General features: G+C 74.8%; 21 protein-coding genes. 11 read left to right on the top strand and 10 right to left on the bottom strand.

Annotated features, from left to right (window positions below):
* Positions 1–127 precede the first annotated feature (127 nt).
* Entirely contained in the window at positions 128–1,354 is a 1,227-nt protein-coding gene (locus ABD823_RS30620) for a beta-1,3-glucanase family protein (RefSeq protein WP_344865684.1), read from the bottom strand.
* Positions 1,355–1,813: 459 nt separating this feature from the next.
* Here ABD823_RS30620 and ABD823_RS30615 point away from each other — a divergent pair, with 459 nt between their 5' ends.
* Positions 1,814–2,623: a glycoside hydrolase family 16 protein gene (locus ABD823_RS30615; RefSeq protein WP_344865682.1), complete on the top strand. Its 810-nt coding sequence runs from the start codon at positions 1,814–1,816 to the stop codon at positions 2,621–2,623.
* 18 nt (positions 2,624–2,641) lie between these two features.
* On the opposite strand, the gene ABD823_RS30610 is transcribed toward ABD823_RS30615, so the two are convergent.
* A complete protein-coding gene (locus tag ABD823_RS30610) occupies positions 2,642–3,790 on the bottom strand; it encodes an acyl-CoA dehydrogenase family protein (RefSeq protein WP_344865680.1) in 1,149 nt (382 codons plus the stop codon).
* Between the two features lie 542 nt (positions 3,791–4,332).
* Between ABD823_RS30610 and ABD823_RS30605 the strand changes: the two genes are divergently transcribed.
* The 3 genes from ABD823_RS30605 (at position 4,333) to ABD823_RS30595 (ending at position 6,654) form a co-directional block, all read left to right on the top strand.
* The gene (locus ABD823_RS30605) at positions 4,333–5,079 is read left to right on the top strand and encodes a GntR family transcriptional regulator (RefSeq protein WP_344865678.1); all 747 of its coding nucleotides are present in this window, start codon (positions 4,333–4,335) and stop codon (positions 5,077–5,079) included.
* 218 nt (positions 5,080–5,297) lie between these two features.
* Positions 5,298–5,936 (top strand): GNAT family N-acetyltransferase, encoded by a 639-nt coding sequence (locus tag ABD823_RS30600; protein WP_344865676.1) that lies wholly within the window; start codon positions 5,298–5,300, stop codon positions 5,934–5,936.
* A gap of 43 nt (positions 5,937–5,979) precedes the next feature.
* On the top strand, positions 5,980–6,654 hold the full coding sequence (locus tag ABD823_RS30595; RefSeq protein WP_344865674.1) for a copper homeostasis protein CutC: 675 nt from the start codon (positions 5,980–5,982) through the stop codon (positions 6,652–6,654).
* A 116-nt stretch (positions 6,655–6,770) separates the two neighbouring features.
* Here the strand turns inward: ABD823_RS30595 and ABD823_RS30590 are convergent, their stop codons facing one another.
* The 3 genes from ABD823_RS30590 to ABD823_RS30580 all read right to left on the bottom strand — a co-directional run bounded on the left by ABD823_RS30590 (position 6,771) and on the right by ABD823_RS30580 (position 11,351).
* Positions 6,771–8,039 carry a DUF6986 family protein gene (locus tag ABD823_RS30590; protein WP_344865672.1) on the bottom strand — a complete coding sequence of 423 codons (1,269 nt, stop codon included), beginning with the start codon at positions 8,037–8,039 and terminating at the stop codon, positions 6,771–6,773.
* 99 nt (positions 8,040–8,138) lie between these two features.
* A complete protein-coding gene (locus ABD823_RS30585) occupies positions 8,139–9,890 on the bottom strand; it encodes a tetratricopeptide repeat-containing diguanylate cyclase (protein WP_344865670.1) in 1,752 nt (583 codons plus the stop codon).
* Between the two features lie 66 nt (positions 9,891–9,956).
* A complete protein-coding gene (locus ABD823_RS30580; RefSeq protein ID WP_425566683.1) occupies positions 9,957–11,351 on the bottom strand; it encodes an FAD-dependent oxidoreductase in 1,395 nt (464 codons plus the stop codon).
* Between the two features lie 166 nt (positions 11,352–11,517).
* On the opposite strand from ABD823_RS30580, the gene ABD823_RS30575 reads away from it, so the two are divergent.
* Positions 11,518–11,976: a hypothetical protein gene (locus tag ABD823_RS30575; protein ID WP_344865666.1), complete on the top strand. Its 459-nt coding sequence runs from the start codon at positions 11,518–11,520 to the stop codon at positions 11,974–11,976.
* Between the two features lie 109 nt (positions 11,977–12,085).
* On the opposite strand, the gene ABD823_RS30570 is transcribed toward ABD823_RS30575, so the two are convergent.
* A complete protein-coding gene (locus ABD823_RS30570; protein WP_344865664.1) occupies positions 12,086–13,111 on the bottom strand; it encodes an acyl-CoA dehydrogenase family protein in 1,026 nt (341 codons plus the stop codon).
* 120 nt (positions 13,112–13,231) lie between these two features.
* On the opposite strand from ABD823_RS30570, the gene ABD823_RS30565 reads away from it, so the two are divergent.
* Together ABD823_RS30565 and ABD823_RS30560 are read left to right on the top strand one after the other, a co-directional pair.
* The gene (locus ABD823_RS30565) at positions 13,232–13,840 is read left to right on the top strand and encodes a hypothetical protein (protein WP_344865662.1); all 609 of its coding nucleotides are present in this window, start codon (positions 13,232–13,234) and stop codon (positions 13,838–13,840) included.
* A 91-nt stretch (positions 13,841–13,931) separates the two neighbouring features.
* Complete coding sequence (locus ABD823_RS30560; protein WP_344865660.1) at positions 13,932–15,674, top strand: proline--tRNA ligase; 1,743 nt, start codon at positions 13,932–13,934, stop codon at positions 15,672–15,674.
* A gap of 137 nt (positions 15,675–15,811) precedes the next feature.
* Here the strand turns inward: ABD823_RS30560 and ABD823_RS30555 are convergent, their stop codons facing one another.
* From ABD823_RS30555 to ABD823_RS30540, 4 genes are all read right to left on the bottom strand, one after another.
* Positions 15,812–16,015 (bottom strand): DUF4236 domain-containing protein, encoded by a 204-nt coding sequence (locus ABD823_RS30555; RefSeq protein ID WP_344865658.1) that lies wholly within the window; start codon positions 16,013–16,015, stop codon positions 15,812–15,814.
* 66 nt (positions 16,016–16,081) lie between these two features.
* Positions 16,082–16,276, bottom strand: coding sequence for a DUF4236 domain-containing protein (locus ABD823_RS30550; protein WP_344865656.1), 195 nt, complete (start codon positions 16,274–16,276; stop codon positions 16,082–16,084).
* A gap of 93 nt (positions 16,277–16,369) precedes the next feature.
* Positions 16,370–16,894, bottom strand: coding sequence for a ferritin-like domain-containing protein (locus ABD823_RS30545; RefSeq protein ID WP_344865654.1), 525 nt, complete (start codon positions 16,892–16,894; stop codon positions 16,370–16,372).
* Positions 16,891–17,376, bottom strand: coding sequence for a hypothetical protein (locus ABD823_RS30540; protein ID WP_344865652.1), 486 nt, complete (start codon positions 17,374–17,376; stop codon positions 16,891–16,893). The genes ABD823_RS30545 and ABD823_RS30540 overlap by 4 nt, the downstream gene beginning before the upstream one ends.
* A 188-nt stretch (positions 17,377–17,564) precedes the next feature.
* Between ABD823_RS30540 and rimP the strand changes: the two genes are divergently transcribed.
* From rimP to ABD823_RS30520, 4 genes are all read left to right on the top strand, one after another.
* The gene (gene rimP, locus ABD823_RS30535) at positions 17,565–18,074 is read left to right on the top strand and encodes a ribosome maturation factor RimP (RefSeq protein WP_344865650.1); all 510 of its coding nucleotides are present in this window, start codon (positions 17,565–17,567) and stop codon (positions 18,072–18,074) included.
* 23 nt (positions 18,075–18,097) lie between these two features.
* Positions 18,098–19,090 carry a transcription termination factor NusA gene (gene nusA, locus ABD823_RS30530; protein ID WP_344865706.1) on the top strand — a complete coding sequence of 331 codons (993 nt, stop codon included), beginning with the start codon at positions 18,098–18,100 and terminating at the stop codon, positions 19,088–19,090.
* Positions 19,047–19,376 (top strand): YlxR family protein, encoded by a 330-nt coding sequence (locus ABD823_RS30525; RefSeq protein ID WP_344865648.1) that lies wholly within the window; start codon positions 19,047–19,049, stop codon positions 19,374–19,376. Before nusA ends, ABD823_RS30525 begins: the two co-directional genes overlap by 44 nt.
* A 142-nt stretch (positions 19,377–19,518) precedes the next feature.
* The coding region (locus tag ABD823_RS30520; protein WP_344865646.1) for a translation initiation factor IF-2 N-terminal domain-containing protein at positions 19,519–20,135 on the top strand (617 nt) is incomplete at its 3' end.

Raw genomic sequence — 20,135 nt, 5'->3', positions numbered from 1 at the left:
GGAACGCATCGGTGACGAAGGGGGACCGGCGGGCCGGGAGGCCTTCTCTTCCTCCCGGCCCGCCGGCCGTACGGCGGCCGCGCGCGTCCGGACCCCCGATCCGGGCGGGGCGGTGCGGCGGCCGGGTCTAGAACCGCGTGAGCGTGATCCCGGCGGAGCGGGGCGAGCCGTCGTGGACCAGGGACTCGAAGCCGCCGACGTCGTCGAAGGCGAAGCCGTAGGCCTTGCCGTCCGCGGAGTGGGCGTGCAGCGTGCGCGAGTAGTGGTCGGTGACGGTCCTGGTGTAGAACGTGCTCGGGTCCGTGGCGGGCTGCGTGTGGACGTGGCCCAGCGTGGAGCGGTGCAGGGCGGCGCAGAGCGTGCGCGCGATCGGCCCGACCACCTGGTCGTTGGGGGCGTGGAGCCTGCCGTCGCAGCCGAAGACGTCCTTGGTCGACGGCCGGGGGAAGGAGGCGACCCGGTTGCCCGCGGTGTCGGTGAAGTGCAGCACGCCGGAGGCGTCCGTCCGGCCCTGGAAGCGCTTGGCGGGTTCGTGCGCGAACGGCGCGACGGTCAGGGTCCTGTTCCGGTAGGTCTCCCAGGCGTCGCGGATGTAGCCGTCCATGTAGGTGGGGCTGAACACGCCGGTCTCGATGCCCTTGTGCGGGGAGACGACCCGCAGCCGCGTGCCGTCCGCGCGCCGGTGGATCAGCTTCGCCCAGTCGCCGGGCTGGTTCCGCAGCGCGTCGAGGATGCGCTCGCGGCCGTTGGCGACCAGGTCGCCGGTGCGCTTGCGGGTGCCGTCCGCGCCGGTCACCTCGACCGCCTGCGGGACGCTGAACATGTCGACCATCGTGGTGTTGAGCCACAGGCCGCTGGGGTTGTAGGTGAACTCGGTCCAGTCGAACAGGATGTCCCGGTTGGGGTCGCCCGGCGCCCACGGGGCCGGCTGCACGAAGCCGTCGGGGGTGAGGAAGAACTTGAGCTTGGTCCCGAAGGAGACGTAGACCCGGCCGGACATGCCGAGCGGCAGCTTGAGCGTCTTGGCCGCGCCCCTGGCCGGGCCGGGGATCGCGGCGTCCGGGGCGGGGCTGGGCGGGATCGAGCCGGCGGGCCACGGGGTGAACGTGCCGCTCGCGTTGACGTAGCCGAGCCTTCCGGTGCTGAGGTTCGTGCCGAGCACGTAGACGTAGGTCTGCTCGCTCCGTCCCGAGTCGTTCGTGACGGTCAGCGGGAGCAGGCTCGGCGCGGTCCGCGCCGTGACACCCGCGGCGGGCGCGGGCGCGGAGGCGTGGGCGGGCGCCGTGGCCAGGAGCGCGGGTACGCTCACCGCCACGGCGGCGAGCCGGCGGAGTGTTCTTCGTGCGGTACGCATGGGCGACTCCTTCGTCGTCGTGGTCGTCTCCCCGCGGGGAGGCCGGGGACGGCTCCGTGGCGTGCTCGGCCGGGGCGGCGCCCGCGCGGGGACAGGATCGCCGGGCACGTGCCGGAGCGTTCCGGCCGCGGCGCTCTGCTGGCGCGCGGCCGGGAGGGGTCGGTGTGCGACGGACACTCCGAGAGCGCTCTCGGAACAGGAGTCCTTCTCCCATAGTCATGGACCGCTGTTAGGAGAGCGCTCTCAGAATTATGCACCGCGCGGCGTATGTCAATAGAAGGTAACGGCCTGCCCGAATCCGTGCCGGGCGGACGCGGGAAACCGCCACCGGAGGCTCCCCTCGCCCCGCTCCCGCACCATGGTCTGTTCACGGTATGGTTCCGATCACACACGGAGAGTGTCGATCTTCGGGTGGGGGCGGTGCGCCGTCCCCGGCCGGGGCGAGGGGAGCACCGGCCGATGGGGATCGGGAACCGGGCGGGGACCGTCGCGGTCGCGGCGGCCCTGGTCCTGGAGTGCGGCGCCGCGGCCGCGCACGCCGGGAGCGGGGCGCGCGCGGCGGACCCGCAGGAGGACCGCGGGGCACCGGAGTACACCTTCCGCGACGAGTTCTCCGGCCCCGAGGGCGACCCTCCGGCGCGGTCGCGGTGGACGCAGCTCACCGGCTGCCTGTGGGGGCACCGCGCCGAGCGGCAGTGCTACACCGCGGACGGGCGCAACGCGCGGCTGAACGGCGACGGCCATCTGGTGATCACCGCCCGGCGCGAGTCCTTCACCGGCGACCACGGGGTGCGGCGCAGATACACCTCGGCCCGGCTCGTCTCGGCCCACGCGCCGGAGGGCGGCAGCGTGCAGGTGCGGGCGAAGGTCTCCGGGTGGCGGCGCGGCGCGTGGCCGGCGATCTGGCTGCTCGCCGAGCCCCGGGGCGGACGGCGGCGCTACGGAGAGATCGACCTGATGGAGAACGGCCTCAACGGCTCGCGGTGGAACCCCGAGTACCACGTGCACACGGACCGCTTCAGCGCGGGCGGCGCCTACGACGTCGACGCCACCCGCTGGCACGTGTACAAGGTCGCCTGGAGCACCGGGCGGTCCGGCCGCGCCCGGTTCTACGTCGACGGCCGGCTCGTGCGCTCCCTGCCCTACCGGGTGCCCGCCGGCACGCCCGCCCGGCTGATCCTCAACATCGCCGTCGGCTCGCAGGCGGGCCGGCCGGCCGCGGACCTGCGCAGCACCATGACCGTGGACTACGTGCGGATGACCCGGTGAGGGCGGCCTGCCCCGGGGTCAGCCCCGGGGCAGGCCCAGGGTGCGCTCGGCGATGATGTTGCGCTGGATCTCGCTGGACCCGGCGTAGATGGTGTCCGCCCGGCTGAACAGATAGAGCCGCTGCAGGTCGTTCAGCTCGTACGGCGCGCCGTCGGCGACCAGCCCGGCCCGGCCCTGCACGGCCTGCGCCAGCTCGCCCAGCCGCCGGTGCCACTCCGACCAGTAGAGCTTGGCTATCGACACCTCGGGGCCCGGCTCGCCGGCCGACAGGGAGGTCATCGTGCGCAGCGCGTTCAGGCGCATGATGCGCAGCTCCAGCCAGGCTCGGAGCAGCCGGTCGCGCAGGACCGGGTCCTCGACCGCACCGGTGCGCCGGGCGGCGGCCGCGACCCGCTCGAACTCCCGCTGGAAGCCGATCTGCTGGCCGAGGGTGGAGGCGCCGCGCTCGTAGCCCAAAGTGGCCATGGCGACCCGCCAGCCCTCGCCGGGGGCGCCCAGGATGTTCCCGGCGGCCGTGCGGGCCCCGTCGAAGAAGACCTCGTTGAACTCGCTGGTACCGGTCAGCTGGACGATGGGCCGGATCTCGACTCCGGGCTGGTCCAGCGGGACCAGCAGGTACGACAGGCCCGCGTGCCGCCGGGAGCCGGGCTCGGTGCGGGCGAGGACGAAGCACCAGTCGGCGAGGTGGGCGAGCGAGGTCCACGTCTTCTGGCCGCTGACGATCCACTCGCCGCCCTCCAGCCGGGCCCGGGTCCGCACGCCGGCCAGGTCGGAACCGGCCTCGGGCTCGGAGTAGCCCTGGCACCACAGCTCGCGGCCGCGCCGGATCGGCTCCAGGAAGCGCCGCTTCTGCTCCTGGGTGCCGAACTCCAGGATGGTGGGCCCGACGAGGCCCTCGCCGATGTGGCCGACCCGGGCCGGGGCGTCCGCCCGCGCGTACTCCTCGTGGAAGACCACCTGCTCGGCCAGGGTCGCGTCCCGCCCGCCGTACTCCTCCGGCCAGCCCAGGCAGGTCCACCCGGCCTCGCCGAGCCGCCGCTCCCAGGCCAGGCGGACCTCGTGGCCCTCGTGCTCGCGGCCCGGCCCGCCCAGCCCCCGGGCGTGGGCGAACTCACCCTCCAGTTGCTCCCGAAGCCAGGTCCGGATCTGCTCGCGGAAGCCCGTCATGCTCGTCTCGCCTCCTTCGCCGGGCCCGGCGGGCCCTTCCGGGGGAGGGCGGGCGGGGTCGGGGGCCTCCCGCCGCCGGGCGGTCGCTCGGACGCTAGGAGGGGGCGGCGGAGCGCGTCAAACGCCGTCCCGCTCTCCGGGAGCGCCTCGGGGGAGGGCGAGGGGCGGGAGGGCGGCGCGGGGGCACGGGGAGGGCGCGGGGGCACGGGGGCCGCGGCGCGCACGGGGCGCCGGGAGGGCGCGGGCAGCGGGGGCGCGGCGCGCACGGGCCCGGGAAGGGCCGGCCGGAGGGGAGGAAGACGCGCCCTGGCGGGCGTGGGGGACCCGCCAGGACGCGCTCCTGCCCGTCGCGGTGGTGCGAGGACCCCGGCGAGGGATGGGGTCCTCACACCGCAGGCCGCGCGGGAGGTCGGTACGGGGTGAAGACTTTTCAATGGATTTGTACCAACGATTGGATGATGCAAGTCCTGGGAGGCTAGGTCAAGGGGCTGTTCCCCATCAGAACTAAATCGTCTAGTTTTGTTGGCACAAAGGGGACATAAATGGCACGGTCGACGCTGTACCAACTGGTGGCCTCCGAGTTGCGGAGGACCATCTACTCCGGTGCGCTCAAGCCCGGGGACCAGTTGCCGACCGAGGCGGAGCTGATGACGGTCCACGGGGTCAGCCGCAACACCGTGCGGCTGGCCCTCGGAGAACTGGTCAACGAGGGACTGGTCACCCGCACGCCCCGCCGGGGCACCGTGGTCAGGGAGCGCCGGCCCCTGCTGATCCACCCCCAGCGCGAGCTCCAGCCGCAGCCCGGGGAGACCAGGGAGGCCTTCGCCTGGGCGGTCTCCCAGGAGGGGCGCGAGCCCAGCCAGGAGATCGAGGTGTCGATCGTGCATCCGCCGGAGGAGATCGCCAGCAGGCTGGAGCTGCCCGACGACGGGCTCGCCGTGGTCCGCCGCAGGCTGCGGTTCGTGGACGCCCAGCCGTACAACACCAACGACTCCTACTTCCCGCTCTGGCTGGTCTCCGGATCCGAGATCGCCCGCCCCGGGGACATCCAGCGCGGGGCCAACCGCGTGCTGGAGGAGCTCGGCCACGCCCAGGTCCGGGTGGTGGACGACATCTGGGCGCGGATGCCCACCAGCACGGAGACCGAGCGGCTCCAGCTCCAGTCGGGCACCCCGGTCGTCGTCTACGTCCGCGTCGGCTACGACTCCGAGGACGTCCCCGTGCGGGTCGCGGTGTCGGTGCTCCCCGCCGACAAGCACCTGATCAGATACGAGCTGGAAAGCCGTTGACCCCCCCGTGGCCGCCCTGATGGGGCGGCCCCCGCCCCGCCGTGCCGGCGGGCGGTCACCGGTCCCCGCCCGCCGTCGCCGCGGCGGGCGCGGCCGTCCCCCCCTGCTCGCCTCGGGCCCCTAGCGCGGGGGTCCCAGGTCCGGCGCGGACACCGTGCGTCATCACACCTGCACGGTCCGTGTCATCTCGTACACCATGCGCAACGAAGGGATGAACCATGCACTCCGCCGTCACCCCCGTCCCCGTCACGCCCGTGGTCCCCGCCGCCCCGCCGCGCCGGGTCACCCTGCGCCGGGCCGCCGCAGCCGACCTGCCCGGCGTGCTGGCCCTCCTGGCGGAGACCGCCGCCTGGCTGCACCGCCAGGGCGTCCGGCAGTGGCCCGCCGGAGGATTCCCGGCCGAGCGGCTCGTCCCGCTGATCGAGCGGGGAGACATGTACCTGCTGGACGGCGCGGCCGGGCCGGTCGCCACCATGGCGCTGGACGGCGACGCCGACCCGGAGTTCTGGACCGCGCAGGACGAGCCCGGCTCGGCGCTCTACGTCCACAAGCTGGCGGTGGCGCGCGACCACGCCGGGCGCGGCCTGGGCGAGGCGCTGCTCGACTGGGCGGGCCTGCGCGTGCTCGCCGCGGGCAGGCGGTGGCTCCGGCTCGACTGCGCCAAGGGCAATCCGCGGCTGCAGGAGTACTACCGGCGCCAGCGCTTCACGCACCTGCGCACGGTCGACCTGCCGCACCGGGCCTCGGGCGCCCTGTTCCAGCGGCCCGGTGGCCTGCGCGGCGCCCCGGCGGCCTCTCCGGCGGGGGCCCGGACGGACACCGCTCCGCGTGCCCTGCTGCTCACGGAGCAGGTGTGAACCACGGCGATCCTCGGACAAACTCATCCGATAGCCTCACTCCATGACCGGATCACTGCTCGAGGTGATCGCGCTCGACGTGCGCGACGCCGTCGCCGCGGAAGAGGGCGGTGCCGACCGCCTGGAGGTCGTCGCCGACATGGCGTCCGGCGGGCTCACCCCGGCGGTGGAGACGGTCGCGGCGATCGCCAGGGAGTGCAGGCTGCCGCAGATGGTGATGCTGCGCGGCGAGGCCACGTTCCTGGCCTCGCCCGAGGCGCTGGAGGGACTGCGGCGCGATGCCAAGGCCCTCGCCGAGGCGGGCGCGGCGGGCTTCGTGTTCGGTTTCCTCGACGCCGACGGCGCGGTCGACCTGGCCGCCACCGAGGCGCTGATCCACGCGGTGTCGCCGCTGCCCTGGACCTTCCACCGGGCGGTGGACCACGCTGCCGACCTCCAGGCGGGCTGGCGGGCCGTCCGGCTGCTGCCCAACCTCGCGACCGTGCTCACCGCGGGCGCGCCCACCGGGGTGCGGGACGGCCTGGCCGTGCTGCGGGCCCGCTGCGAGGCCGGGGACGGCCCGCTCATCCTGGCGGGCGGCGGCCTGCGCCCCGGCCACGTCCCCGCCCTCCTGGAGTACGGCGTGCGGGCCTTCCACGTGGGCGGCGCGGTCCGGGCCTCGTGGTCGGACCCGGTCGAGGCGCACCTGGTCCGCAGGTGGCGTGAGCTGATCGACTGAGGCCCCCGTCCCCGGCCCGGCCGGGTCCGTCGCGGTGCGGGCCCGGCCCGGCCGGGCCCGCACCGCGCGGCGGAGAGGGAGCCGGGGCTCCGGCCTGACGCCGGCTCCCGCGCCGCTCAGGCCGCTCCCGTGCCGCGGGAGCCGCAGGGCCGGGGCGGTTCCAGGGCCAGTTCCGCGCGGCGCAGCGCGGCGCTCATCGTCGTGACGGTCGCGGGTTCGTCCAGCACGGCGCCCTCCGCGGTGCCTTGCGCGGTGCCTTCCACGCTGCTCTCCGCGGTGCTCCCCGCGGCGCCCTCCGGCCCGCGCCGCGCCTGCCAGGCCCGGACCCGGCGGGCGTACTCGGCGCGGTGGCGCAGGTGGAAGTCGTAGACCGCGGCGTAGCGGCTGACCAGGTGCGAGGGGTGCATGTCCCACCCCTGGTAGAAGCCGTGGCGCAGGGAGTGCCTGACGAGCCGGGCGTGGTGCGCCCACAGGGCGTGCACGTCACGGGTCCCGCCGGAGGCGGGGAAGGCGGCCAGGGAGCCGTCCGACAGCTCCACGCCGGTCCCGGCGAACGCCGTCTGCATGACGTGCCGGGCGTGGTCGCAGGCCGGGTGGTCCAGCCGCTGCTCGTGCGGGGGCAGCCCGCAGCCCGCGGTGTAGTCGAAGACGCCGAAGTGGGCGGCGGCGAGCCTGCCGCCGAGCGAGGCGGCCAGGCGGGGATGGAGGAACCACAGGGTCTGCGCCGCCTCGACCTGCAGCTCGAAGCGGAGCGTGCCCGCGGCCAGGCCCAGCCCTTCCTCCAGCGCGCCCAGGCAGTCGGCGAACCGGCGCAGGTAGTCCTCCATCAGGACCTTGGGGAAGGTGACGACGAACCCCTCCGGCAGCAGGCCCGCCCGCTCCACGACCCCGGTCAGGAAGCCGTCCAGCGTGCGCAGGCTCCGGCCGGGGTCGCCGTCGGCGAACGACTTCACCCGCAGCCCCCACCGGCGGGGGAGCGCCCCGGCCGCGTGCAGGGCGGCGACCGCGGCGGCGGCCCGGGCGGTGTCGCCGTCCTCCTCGGCGGGGCGGACGCCGTACCCGTCCTCGAAGTCCACCCGCAGGTCCTCCACCGGCTCGGCGGCGAGCTTCGCGGCGATCCGGGGGTGCAGATCCGCGGCCGTCTCCTCCGGCACGCCGAAGAGCCCGGCCAGCGGTCCGGGTCCGGGCAGGTGCCGGGTGAACAGCTCCAGCGCAGCGCGCCCCCACCGCCCGACCGTCTCCGTGCCGAAGCGGTCGGCCGGGACGTAGACCGTGTGCACCGGCTGCCACCGGGGCTGCGCGGCCGGCCACAGTGCCGACTGCTCCCGGCGGGCCTGCTCGAAGCCGGGGATCAGGGCCAGGGGATCGCAGAGCGTGACGCGCATGGGGAGTGCTCCTTGCCGGCGGGGCGGGTCAGTCGCACCCTAGAACCCTCCGGCCGGCCGCGCCGAGCCCCCGCCGTCCTCCCGCCGCAGGCGCCGGTCTCACCCCGTGCCGGGCCGGGCGGCGTCGCGGTGGCGGCGCCGTTCGGCGAGGGGCGTGACGGAGGTGGCGCAGACGCGGTTGCGGCCCTTGTTCTTGGCGGTGTAGAGGTTCGCGTCGGCCAGGGCGATGAGCTCGGCCTGGGTGCTGTGCGGCTGGGAGGCGGTGACGCCGATGCTCACGGTGACCGGCAGGTCCCCGGTGAGCGGGCTCCAGGAGCGGGCGGCGATGGAGGCGCGCAGGCTCTCCAGCCGGGCCACCGCCGCGGCCGGGCTGATCCCGTCCAGGACGAGCAGGAACTCCTCGCCGCCCATCCGCGCGGCGAAGCCCAGACCGGTGCAGGCCGGGTCGGGGACGGCGTCGAGCATCTTGGCGACGGCGACCAGGACCTGGTCGCCCACGTCGTGGGAGCAGGTGTCGTTGATCCGCTTGAAGTGGTCGAGGTCGACGAGCGCGACCGTCACCGCGCTGCCGGTCACGGCCGCGGCGGCCAGGAGCTCGGGCAGGTGCTCGTCGACGTAGCGACGGTTGCGCAGCCCGGTGAGCGGGTCGCGGCGGGCCTGCTCGCGGAAGAGCTCGGCGTCCCGGCGGGCCTCGGCGGCCTCGAACATGGCCTGCCGGGTACGGGCCCGGGCCTCCTGCTGCTGGGAGACCAGCTCCTTCTCCGCGGCGTGGTAGCCCTTGAACGCCTCGAACGCCCGCCGGTAGTCGCCGGTGGCCGCGTGCAGTTCGGCCTGCTCCTGCCGGACCTGGACCAGGATCCTCACGAAGCCGTGCTCCTCGCTGATCATCCGGGCCCGGTCCAGGCTCTCCTGGGCCTGCCGCAGACTGCCCAGGTTCCGCTGGGCGATGGCCAGGGTGAGCAGGACCTCGGGGAGCGCGGCCGCCTGCTTCAGGTCCTGGTCGTCGTGCATGCGGATGGCGGCCTGGGCGGCCATCACGGCCTCGTCGTGGTGGCCGAGCGCGATCTGCAGACGGGCCACGGTGTCCAGCAGGGGGACGTCGAGCTCGTAGCCGTGGGCCGAGCTGATCGCCAGCATGCGCTCGACGGCCCCCCAGGCCTGCTCGTAGCGCCCGGCCTCGTACTCGGCGTAGGCGAGGTTGTTGATGGCCGTGACGTGCCGCTCCACGTCGATCGTGGCGGCCAGGCGCTCGGCCTGCAGGTAGCGCTCGCGGGAGGCCTCGAGGGATCCGGTCTCGTCGAGCGCGTCGGCGAGCCTCATCAGGTGGGTCAACCGGATGCGGGCGGGCGTGTGCTCGTCGAGCGCCTCCATGGAGTTCACCGTGTGCTCCAGCGAGGCGGCCGGGTCGCCCAGGTCCCGGTAGGCCCGCGCCATCAGCAGGTGGCTGCGGGCCAGCAGCGGGCGGCAGCCGTGCTCGACCGCCCACTGGTTGACCTGCCACATGACCGGGATCACCGAGCTCAGCTCGCCCCAGCGCGTCCGCACGTCCACCTGGACCAGCTGCGCGCGCAGGACCAGCACGGTCTCGCCGAGGGACTGTGCGGCCCCCTCCAGCTCCACCGCCCGGTCGAAGGCCGCCTCGATGTTGTAGCCGCTGGTGATCTCCAGTGACTCCAGCTCCGCCGCCACCTCCTCGGCCGTGAGCGTCCCGGCGGGCCGGCCGCCCTGCTCGGAGGCGGCAGGCGCGTCCGGCACGGCGCTCCGCGCGGCCTGCCCCGGCCCGTCCTCGCTCCGGACGGCGGGGGGACGCGGCACCGGTTTCGCGGCAGGGTCGGTCAGCGGTCCGTTCACGGGGCCTTCATCGGCGGCCGGCCGCGGTCCTGTAGCGTTTTCCCCGAACCGGGGTTAGATCATTGTTTACCTGGCCCCGGCGGGGTCCGCCGGGGCATCCGCCTCCGGGACCGCACACGCCCCGGGCTCCCCCAGGGCGGCGAGCATGGCGGCGAGGCCGGGCAGCTTCACCCGCTCGCCGCGGCCGAGCGCCCGGGCCAGCGCCGCCTCGGCGGCCTCGATGGACAGCCACCCGGAGTAGGCCACCGGGGTGACCCCGCGCAGCGCGAGAAGCGCGTCCAGGTCGGCGCGGCGCGCCGGAGGGCGGCCGGCCAGGTCGGCCAGGAGGGTCCGGACGGTCTCGGCGGCGTCGGACTTGTTGGTGCCGATCACGCCGCTGGGACCGCGCTTGAGCCAGCCCGCGACGTATTCGCGGTCGCGCACCCGGCCGGCCTCGTTGGGCACGGTCATGGTGGCCTCGGAGAACGGCACGCCGGGCAGGGGGACGCTCCGGTAGCCGACCGAGCGCAGCACCATGCCGACGGGCAGGGTCTCGAACTCGCCGGTGCCGACCACCCGGCCGTCGGCCAGGCGGGTGCGCTCCAGCCGCAGCGCCTCCACCCGGTCACGGCCAACGATCTCCACCGGCCGCAGCCAGAACCGCACGTCCACCCGCCGGGGGCGGCCGGCGGGGGTGCGGGCGGCCCAGCCCCGCAGCACCTCGACGTTCCCCCGCACCTGGCGGGGCAGGCCCTCCGCCCCGGCCGCGGCGGCCTCCTCGGGCCGCACGCACACGTCCGCGTTGGCCAGCTCGCCGAGCTCCCGCAGCTCCTTCAGGGTGAACTTGGCGTGCTCGGGGCCCCGGCGGCCGATCATGTGCACGACCTCCACCCGGCTCGCGGCCAGCCGGGCCAGGACCTCCTCCGGCACGTCGGTGGCGCGCAGCTCCTCGGCGGTCTTGGCGAGGACGCGCACCACGTCCACCGCCACGTTGCCCACGCCGATCACCGCGACCCCGGGGCTGTCGAGGACGAAGCGATCGGCGGGCACGTCCGGGTGCCCGCAGTACCAGTTCACGAAGTCGGTGGCGGCCACGCTGCCGGGCAGGTCCTCGCCGGGGATGCCGAGCCTGCGGTCCACCATCGCGCCGGTGCAGTAGACCACCGCGTCGTAGCAGGCCAGCAGGTCGTCGCGGCCGACGTCCCGGCCGAACTCGACGCCGCCCAGGAAGCGCACGCCGGGCAGCTCCAGCACCCGGCGCAGGTAGCCCGCGATCGACTTGATCGAGGTGTGGTCGGGGGCCACCCCGTAGCGCACCAGCCCGTAGGGCGTGGGCAGCCGCTCCAGCACGTCCACCTCGACGGGGCCCCCGGCCTGCTTCATCAGCGCCTCGGCGGTGTAGAGGCCGGCGGGACCCGATCCGACGACCGCGACTCGCAGGGACACATCGCCTCCCAGGGGGTTGTGCCGGTGACCGGGCATCGGCCGGGGCGCACCTCCAACCTACTCCTGCGGCCTCCCGAGCGGGATGACTCCGGCGGGACCCGTCCCCGCAGAACGCGGCTCGGGGTGAATTCCGGTCTGGGGGAGGCGAAGAGGCGGCAAAGAGGCGGGCGGGCGGCGCCCGCCGGGTGGCACGCTCCCACGCATGAGGGGACCGGGCGGGGGAGAGCGCTCCGCGAGCGCGCTCGACGAGATCCAGCCGGCGGGCGGCCGCCGCTTCGAGGCCTTCGGCCGGGTGATGGACGCCCTCGGCGGCGAGGCCGAGCTGATGGAGTCGTGCCGCGACCTGACCTGGTGGCGCGGGGCCGGCGAGAGCTGGCACATCGAGTGGCGCGAGGGCCCCTACGCCACCGAGGTCGCCCAGGTCCTGGCCGAGCGCGTCGGCGGGCCCGGCGCCCCGGCCGGCCCCGCCGGGGGCGGTACGCCGGACACCCCGGGCTGCGCCGTCGTGGACGTGATCGGCGTCCGCTTCGTGCTGCGGGCCGTGGACCCCCTCGGCCGGCGCCCCCGCACCCGGCTGGGCCCCTGGCGCTTGGCCGAGGCCATGGACACCACCCGGCCCGGCCCCTCACCCCGGCCGTGGGAGCTGCTCCTCGGCGGCTGAGGCCTGCCGTACGGCCCGGCGGCACGCGCGGGACCCGGCCGGCCAGACCCCTGCGGCGCCCGCTACGCCGCCCGGCGCCCGCTACGCCGCCCGGAACCTGGCGCGCCGTTCAGAGCCCCGCGGCGGCGGCGAGGCGGGCGCGGTGGGCGTGCGGCGGGCCGAAGAGCTGGGCGTCGGAGGTGGCCCGCTTGAAGTAGCGGTGCGCGGAGTGCTCCCAGGTGATGCCGGTGCCGCCGTGGATCTGGATGTTCTCTCCCGCCGCGGCCAGATAGGCCTCGCCGCAGTAGGATCCGGCGATCGCGGCGGCGACGGGGAGCTCCGCCGGCAGGGCGCGGGCGGCGGCCAGCGCGGCCGAGCGGGCCGACTCCACCAGCAGGAGCAGGTCGGCGAGCTTGTGCTTGACGGCCTGGAAGGAGCCGATGGGGCGGCCGAACTGGTGGCGCCGCAGGGCGTGCGCCACGGCCGCCTCCAGGCAGGCGGAGGCCCCGCCCACCTGCTCGGCGGCCAGGCAGGCGACGCCCGCGTCGCGGACCCGGCCGGCCGCCGCGCCGTCGCCGGCCGGACGGGCCGGGACGGCGTCGAAGGCGAACGCGGTGAGCGGGCGGGTCCCGTCGAGCGTCACCAGCGGGGTGCGGGCCGAGGGCACCGCCTCGACCAGTTCGCCGCCGACGAAGGCCAGGACCACCTCGCCGTCGAGTGCGCAGGGGGCGGTGCCGGTGAGCCGCCCGCCGCCGAGGGTCAGCTCGGCGTCCCCGGGCAGCAGGACGGTGGCGGTGCGGAAGCCGCCCGCGATGCCGGGCAGCAGCCGCTCCATCGCCTCCGCGTCGCCGCCGGCGCGCAGCGCCTCGACGGCGAGCACGGCGGTGGCCAGGTGGGGGTGGGGGGAGAGCGCGCGGCCGAGCTCCTCGGCGACGACCGCGAGCTCGGCCGTGCCGCACCCCGCCCCGCCGTACTCCTCGGGCACGGCCAGGCCCGCCACGCCCAGCTCCCCGGCGAACCTGCCCCAGGGGGCGTCCGGGTGCCCGGAGAGGAAGGAGCGGACGGCGTCCCGGAGCGCGGCCTGGTCCTCGCTGAGGTTCAGGTCGGGGAAGCCGTCGGCGGGGGAGCCTGCGGGGGCGGCGTCGTCGAGGTGCACACGCGGCAGCATAAGCAAGCGACCGCTTGTTTTGTAGTAGTTGAACGTTTTTGTACGTTTTTGCAGGTCATATATCCTCCACATGGCCACGGTCGGCTGCACATCGGGGGATCAACGGCTTTGGTTGGACAGAACGACACGATCGACTTCCTCGCGTGGGACCGCCGGGAACGGGCGATCGTGCGCCACATGGTGACGGCGTTCGCCGGCGGCCTGCTGCTGGGCGCGCTCGGCGAGGTGCTCGCGCACGGCCCGGAGCCGCTGTCGGCGGCCTACGACCCCTACGCCTACCTGCTGTTCGCCGTCGTCGTCGGCCGGACCGCCGCCGGGTTCGGCTGGGCGGCGCTGGCCGGGGCGCTGGCCGCACTCGGCCCCGTCGTCTCGATGCTCGCCGCGACCTTCTTCCCGCCCGGGCGCCCCTCCCTCTACCTGGGCGGCGACGCCATGGTGCCGGGTGTGGCGCTGCTGGCCGTCGCCCTGTCCGCGCTGGCGGCCCACCTGACCCGGCGGGACGGCCTGCGGGGCGACCTCGCCGCAGGCCTGTCCGCGGGCGTCCTGCTGATCGAGGCGACCGAGGCGGCGCGGTCCGGCTCCTGGAGCGTGCTGACCGCGGCGGCCCTGCTGCTCGCCGTGGTGCTCGGCCTGCGCCGCGGCGCGGGCGCGGTCCGCGCCGCCCTGGTCGCCACCGCCCTCGGGGCCGTGCAGATCGTCCTCGCCGCAGGTGCGTGAGGGCCGCCGCTCCGCGATGGGAGAGCGCCCGCATCGCCGGGGTCGATAACCTGTAGGGCGTTCATCGATTCCCTGCGAGCTAGGAGTGACCGTGCTGCTGCGCATGTCGTCGCTGTTTCTTCGAACGCTGAGGGACGACCCGGCAGACGCGGAGGTCCCGAGCCACAAGCTGCTCGTCCGCGCCGGTTACGTCCGCCGGGTCGCGCCCGGCGTCTACTCCTGGCTGCCGCTGGGCAAGATGGTCCTGGAGAACGTCACCCGGATCATCCGCGAGGAGATGGACCGGATGGGCGGCCAGGAGGTGCTCTTCCCCGCCCTGCTGCCCAGGGAGTACTACGAGGCGACCGGGCGCTGGACGGAGTACGGCGACACGCTCTTCCGGCTCAAGGACCGCAAGGGCGCCGACTACCTGCTCGGCCCCACCCACGAGGAGATGTTCACCGACATGGTCAAGGGGGAGTACTCCTCCTACAAGGACTACCCGGTGACGCTCTACCAGATCCAGACGAAGTACCGCGACGAGGCCCGCCCCCGGGCCGGCATCCTGCGCGGGCGCGAGTTCGTCATGAAGGACTCCTACTCCTTCGACCTCGACGACGACGGCCTCAAGCGCTCCTACGAGCAGCACCGCGAGACCTACATCCGGACCTTCGACCGGCTGGGCATCACCTACAAGATCTGCTTCGCCACCTCCGGCGCGATGGGCGGCTCGGCCTCGGAGGAGTTCCTCGCCCCGGCCGAGACCGGCGAGGACACCTTCGTCGCCTGCCGCCACTGCGGCTACGCGGCCAACGCCGAGGCGGTCACCACCCCCGCCCCGCCCGCGGTCACCGGCGAGCGGCCGCAGATGCGGGTGCTGGACACCCCCGACACCCCGACCATCGAGTCGCTGGTCCACTGCCTCAACGAGCGGCACGGCATGGCGGTCACCGCCGCCGACACGCTCAAGAACGTCGTGGTCAAGGTGACCACTCCCGGCTCCGGCGAGACCGAGGTCCTGGTCGTCGGCGTGCCCGGCGACCGCGAGGTCGACTTCAAGCGGCTGGAGGCCTCCCTCGCCCCCGGCGAGCCCGCCATCTTCGAGGCCGAGGACTTCGCCAGGCACCCCGGCCTGGTCCGCGGCTACATCGGCCCGCAGGTGCTCAAGGACCTCGGCATCCGCTACCTCGTGGACCCGCGCGTGGTCTCCGGCAGCGCCTGGGTCACCGGCGCCAACGAGCTGAACAAGCACGCCGTGAACGTGGTCGCCGGCCGGGACTTCGTCCCCGACGGGACCATCGAGGCGGCCGAGGTGCGCGCGGGCGACGCCTGCCCGGCCTGCGGCTCGGCCCTGTCCATCGACCGCGGCATCGAGATCGGCCACATCTTCCAGCTCGGCCGCAAGTACGCCGACGCCGCCAAGCTCGACGCCCTCGGCCCCGACGGCAAGCCGATCCGCATCACCATGGGCTCGTACGGCATCGGCGTCTCCCGCGCGGTGGCGGTGCTCGCCGAGCAGCGCCACGACGAGCTCGGCCTCGTCTGGCCGCGCGAGGTCGCCCCCGCCGACGTGCACATCGTGGGCACCGGCAAGGAGAACCAGATCGAGGTGGCGACCCGGATCGCCGAGGAGCTCCGGGACCGGGGCCTGCGCGTCCTGCTGGACGACCGCGCGGGGGTCTCGCCGGGTGTGAAGTTCAAGGACGCCGAGCTGCTCGGCATGCCGACCATCCTGGTCGTCGGCCGGGGCCTCGCCCAGGGCGTCGCGGAGCTGCGCGACCGCGCCACCGGCGCCAAGGAGGAGATCCCGATCGCCGAGGCCGCCGACCGCGTCGAGGCCGCCTGCCGGGCCTGAGCCCGCACCGCCCGGGCACCGGGCCCGCGCCCGGCTCGGGGACGACGCGGGGGCGGGTCCGCCGGAGATCCGGCGGACCCGCCCCGCCGCGTGCCGGTGCCCTGCGCCCGCACGCCCGTCCCGGGGGCGCCGCCCGCCTAGTGGCGGTGGCGGCGCGGGTGCCCGCCGAGCGTCTTGCCGAGGTGGAAGCCGCCCGGCAGGCGCACGCTCACGTGCGTGCGGCCGTCCGGCGTCCTGGCGACGTGGAGGCGGCGGCCGCCGAAGCTCTGCCCGATCCCGTGCCGGGACAGGTTGAGGCGGAACGGCCCCAGCTTGATCGACTTGTGGTAACTCCAGCCCATCGTTCTCCCCCTCCGGGCCTCAGGCGTCTGCAATGAGAACGGCGGGCGGGCGCGTGCGGTTCCGGATCAGCGGCGGGAGGCCCCGCCGAGCGTCTTGCGCCAGTGGAAGCCGCCGGGCAGGTTGACGGTCAGCGTGCGGCGGCCGTCGGCCGTCCGGGTCACCCGGAAGGCGCGGTTGCCCCAGCTGTGCCCGACGCCGCTGCGGGACAGGTTGATCCGGAACGGCCCGAACCTCATCGACTTCCTGTAGCCCCAGCCCATCGATTCCTCCTCCCGGTGGATCCGAGGAGGTCCGACTACCCGCCAGGGCCGGGTCAAACCCCGGTAAAGCGGTGCGGAGCGCTCCGGAAGGGGTCAGGAGGCGGGGGTCGTGCCCCGCCCGGGAGCGGCGGTGCCCTCCTGCGGATCGCGCCCCGGCCCGGCGCTCCCCGACGGCGACGGCGCCACCGCCCCGGAGCCCTCCGGCATGCCGGGGAAGGCCTCGATCCGGGGGCGCAGGCCGTACGAGCGCTTGACGCACTCCTGCACGGCCAGCGCGGCCAGCTCGCGCAGCGCGTCGTCGTCGGCGGCGGCCAGCTCCAGGTAGGCCGTGGCGACCCCCTGCTCGACCAGCACCGCCAGCTCCACGGCCTGGGCCGCGCCGGAGGGGACGACCGGGAGCTCGTAGGCGGCCTGCGGCTCGGCGGGCGTGCCGCCGCGTTCGACGATCAGGGCGCGGAGCCGGTCCCTGCGGCCGCGGTGGGCGTTGAAGGCGGTGGTCGCGGTGGTCCGCAGCCTCCCGGTCGTGCGGGCGGCGATGACCCCGTAGGCGTAGACGGCCGCGTGCTCGGCGGCCAGGGCCGTGCCGAGCGCCCGGTCGGCCGGCACCGGGACCGTCACAGGGACCTCGGCAGGGCGAGCGCGTGCGCGGCCTCGCAGGCGCCGATGGAGGCGATCAGCTGGGCGAGCGCCGGGGAGACGCCCGCGGTCTGCCCGGGCCGGGACGCCGCGGCCTTCCGCTCGAGCTCCCGCAGGCCCCGCAGGGTGGCCTTCGCGCCCGGCGCCGGGGTGGCGGGGGGAGAGGGCGAGGCGCCGGAGCCGGACGCCGCCGGCGAGGGCCCGGCGGGCAGCCGCCGGCGCAGCTCGGCGAGGTGGGCCTCGTGCCGCTCCCGGAAGGGGGCGAGCTTGCCCGAGGACAGCGACGCGTACATCGCGACGGTCCGCTCCTTGTCCGCGATCAGTTGCCTGAGCAGCACGGTCTCCGGATCCGGCGGCTCGGGGGCGGCGGGCTCCCGCTCCTGCGCGGCGCATCCCGCGACCGCCGCGGCGGCCGCCCCGAGGGCACCGCTCCGCAGCAGGGCGCGCCGGGTCAGGGAACGCACGGACGACCTCCGGTCTCGGGTGGGGTGCTGACGCCTCTAGCATCGTACGGGCTCAGAATGGCAGTCACCGCGTGTGGCGGGCGGTCCCGCCACACCGAGTGACGCTCTTTCTGCGGCCCGGTGTGGATAGGCTGGTGAATCACATGGGCGAGGTTCGCCCGACGAGATCGTGACAATAGGAGGTCGACATGGGCAGCGTCACATCCCGCGACCGCCTGGTGGAGCTTCTGGCCCCCGTCGTGGAGGCCGAGGGCTACGACCTGGAGGACGTCACGGTCACACCGGCGGGCAAGCGCCGGTTGCTGCGCGTCGTCGTCGACCGTGACGGCGGGGTGAGCCTGGACGGCGTGGCCGAGGTGAGCCACGCGGTCTCCGCCGCGCTGGACGCCGAGGACGTGATGGGCTCCGCCCCCTACGTGCTGGAGGTCTCCTCCCCGGGGGTCGACCGCCCGCTCACCGAGCCGCGCCACTGGCGCCGGGCGGAGGGGCGGCTGGTCAAGGCCGATCTGCGGGACGGCACCCGCGTGGAGGGCCGGATCGTCGCCACCGACGAGACCGGCGTGGAGCTGGACGCCGACGGCGTCCGGCACCGTGCCGACTACAAGGACCTGGCCCGGGGACGGGTGCAGGTGGAATTCCGCCGGCTCGATGAGAGCGACGACGTCGAAGACGACGGCGAAGACGGCGACGAGGGCTAAGGGGGAGCCTCGTGGACATCGACATGAGCGTCCTGCGCAGCCTGGAACGGGAGAAGGACATCTCCTTCGACCTGGTCGTCAGGGCGATCGAGGACGCGCTGCTGATCGCGTACTTCAAGACCGAGGGCGCGGCCGCCAAGGCCCGCGCCGAGCTCGACCGGAGCACCGGGCACGTGACGATCTACGCCGCGGAGATCGGCGAGAACGGGGAGGTGCTCCGCGAGTACGACGACACCCCGGGCAACTTCAGCCGGATCGCCGCGACCACGGCCAGGCAGGTCATCCTGCAGCAGCTCAGGGACGCCGAGGACGAGATCAACTTCGGCGAGTTCGCCAGCCGCGAGGGCGAGCTCGTCTCCGGGGTCGTCCAGCAGGGCAAGGACCCGCGGGTCGTCCTGGTGGACCTGGGCAGGATCGAGGCCGTGCTCCCGCACAACGAGCAGGTGCCCGGCGAGGAGTACGTCCACGGCGAGCGCATCCGCTGCTACGTGGTCCAGGTCAAGAAGGGCCACAAGGGGCCCTCGGTGATGCTCTCGCGGACGCACCCCGGCCTGGTGAAGAAGCTCTTCGCGCTGGAGGTCCCGGAGATCGCCGACGGCACGGTCGAGATCGCCGCGATCGCCCGCGAGGCCGGCCACCGGACCAAGATCGCGGTCCGGTCCCGCAAGCCGGGCGTCAACGCCAAGGGCGCCTGCATCGGCCCGATGGGCTCGCGGGTGCGCAACGTGATGACCGAGCTGCACGGCGAGAAGATCGACATCATCGACTGGTCGGAGGACCCGGCGGAGTTCGTGGGGAATGCCCTGTCGCCCGCCCGCGTTTCCCATGTCGAGGTGATCGACGCCGCCGGCCGTGCCGCGCGGGTGACCGTGCCGGACTACCAGCTCTCCCTCGCCATCGGCAAGGAGGGGCAGAACGCCCGGCTGGCCAACCGGCTCACCGGCTGGCGGATCGACATCCGGCCGGACACCCATGTGGAGGGTGCGGCCGGTTCCGCAGATGCGTCCACAAGGTAAGCTGGAATATGGTGGCCAGGCGGCCCCACTGAGAACATGTGTGGGTTGCCGGGTTCGCACGGTTTTCTCCGAGCTGCTCCGCCTGGTGGCGGTCGAGGGCGTTGTCGTCCCCGACCTGCGACGACGGCTCCCGGGGCGTGGTGCTTCACTGCATCCCACCCCGCGATGCCTCGAGCTCGCCGAGCGTCGGCGGGCGTTTCCGCGCGCGTTCCGCGTCGCGGGTCCGCTCGACCTGTCGCTCGTGCGCAGCCACGTGGAAGAGCTGCAGGCTGAAAGGATCGGGTGAAATGGTTGCCAACTGTCATGTAGGACGCCGAGTTGATGGGCTGGTCAGATAGCTATGAGCGCCTGATGAGCATGCGGCGATGAGTACGTCTACGTAACGACGGTCCGGCGGCACAGCCTCCCGGGCCGAGTAAGGGAGTGCAGTGGCGAAGGTCCGGGTATACGAGCTCGCCAAGGAGTTCGGTGTGGAGAGCAAGGTCGTGATGGCCAAGCTCCAGGAGATGGGCGAGTTCGTTCGTTCGGCGTCCTCGACCATCGAGGCACCGGTGGTCCGCAGGCTCACGGAAGCCTTGGGCGCACCCGCCAAGGGTTCGTCCGACAAGGGCGCCGGCAAGGCGCCCAAGCCGCCTCAGGCGGCCCCCCGGCCGGCCGAAGGCCGAGCCGGCGGCGCTACGGCGCCCACCGCGGTTCCCAAGCCGGGTCCGGCCCCCAAGCCGGGTCCGCGTCCGGGTCCCGCGCCGCGCCCCGCGGCCCCCGCGCCGCAGGCGCCGCAGCCCCAGATCCAGCAGCAGCCCCCGGCGCAGCAGCAGCCGTCGCCGGTGCAGCCGCCGCGCTTCGAGGCGCCCCGGCCCGAGGCCGCGCGTCCCGCCGCCCCCGGCCCCAAGCCGGGTCCGCGTCCGGGTCCGCGCCCGGCGCCGCGCCCCGAGGCCGCCGGTCCGCAGGCGCTTCCCGCCGGCCCCGGCACCCCCTCGGGCCCGCGTCCGGCGGCCGGCGCCCCCGGCGCGGGGGCTCCCAAGGCGGGGCCCCGGCCGGGCCCCCG

The sequence above is a fragment of the Planomonospora alba genome (assembly GCF_039534085.1).
In the GTDB taxonomy this organism is placed as follows: domain Bacteria; phylum Actinomycetota; class Actinomycetes; order Streptosporangiales; family Streptosporangiaceae; genus Planomonospora_B; species Planomonospora_B alba.
The sequence above is the reverse complement of the archived record's forward strand: the minus strand, read 5'-3'. Positions and strand labels throughout refer to the sequence as shown.

Bases quoted from the DNA above. Each gene is read 5' to 3' on its own strand.
- ABD823_RS30620 (WP_344865684.1), bottom strand. From the start codon at position 1,354: ATGCGTACCGCACGAAGAACACTCCGCCGGCTCGCCGCCGTGGCGGTG.
- ABD823_RS30615 (WP_344865682.1), top strand. From the start codon at position 1,814: ATGGGGATCGGGAACCGGGCGGGGACCGTCGCGGTCGCGGCGGCCCTG.
- ABD823_RS30610 (WP_344865680.1), bottom strand. From the start codon at position 3,790: ATGACGGGCTTCCGCGAGCAGATCCGGACCTGGCTTCGGGAGCAACTG.
- ABD823_RS30605 (WP_344865678.1), top strand. From the start codon at position 4,333: ATGGCACGGTCGACGCTGTACCAACTGGTGGCCTCCGAGTTGCGGAGG.
- ABD823_RS30600 (WP_344865676.1), top strand. From the start codon at position 5,298: ATGCACTCCGCCGTCACCCCCGTCCCCGTCACGCCCGTGGTCCCCGCC.
- ABD823_RS30595 (WP_344865674.1), top strand. From the start codon at position 5,980: ATGACCGGATCACTGCTCGAGGTGATCGCGCTCGACGTGCGCGACGCC.
- ABD823_RS30590 (WP_344865672.1), bottom strand. From the start codon at position 8,039: ATGCGCGTCACGCTCTGCGATCCCCTGGCCCTGATCCCCGGCTTCGAG.
- ABD823_RS30580 (WP_425566683.1), bottom strand. From the start codon at position 11,351: ATGCCCGGTCACCGGCACAACCCCCTGGGAGGCGATGTGTCCCTGCGA.
- ABD823_RS30575 (WP_344865666.1), top strand. From the start codon at position 11,518: ATGAGGGGACCGGGCGGGGGAGAGCGCTCCGCGAGCGCGCTCGACGAG.
- ABD823_RS30555 (WP_344865658.1), bottom strand. From the start codon at position 16,015: ATGGGCTGGAGTTACCACAAGTCGATCAAGCTGGGGCCGTTCCGCCTC.
- ABD823_RS30550 (WP_344865656.1), bottom strand. From the start codon at position 16,276: ATGGGCTGGGGCTACAGGAAGTCGATGAGGTTCGGGCCGTTCCGGATC.
- rimP (WP_344865650.1), top strand. From the start codon at position 17,565: ATGGGCAGCGTCACATCCCGCGACCGCCTGGTGGAGCTTCTGGCCCCC.
- nusA (WP_344865706.1), top strand. From the start codon at position 18,098: ATGAGCGTCCTGCGCAGCCTGGAACGGGAGAAGGACATCTCCTTCGAC.
- ABD823_RS30525 (WP_344865648.1), top strand. From the start codon at position 19,047: ATGTGGAGGGTGCGGCCGGTTCCGCAGATGCGTCCACAAGGTAAGCTG.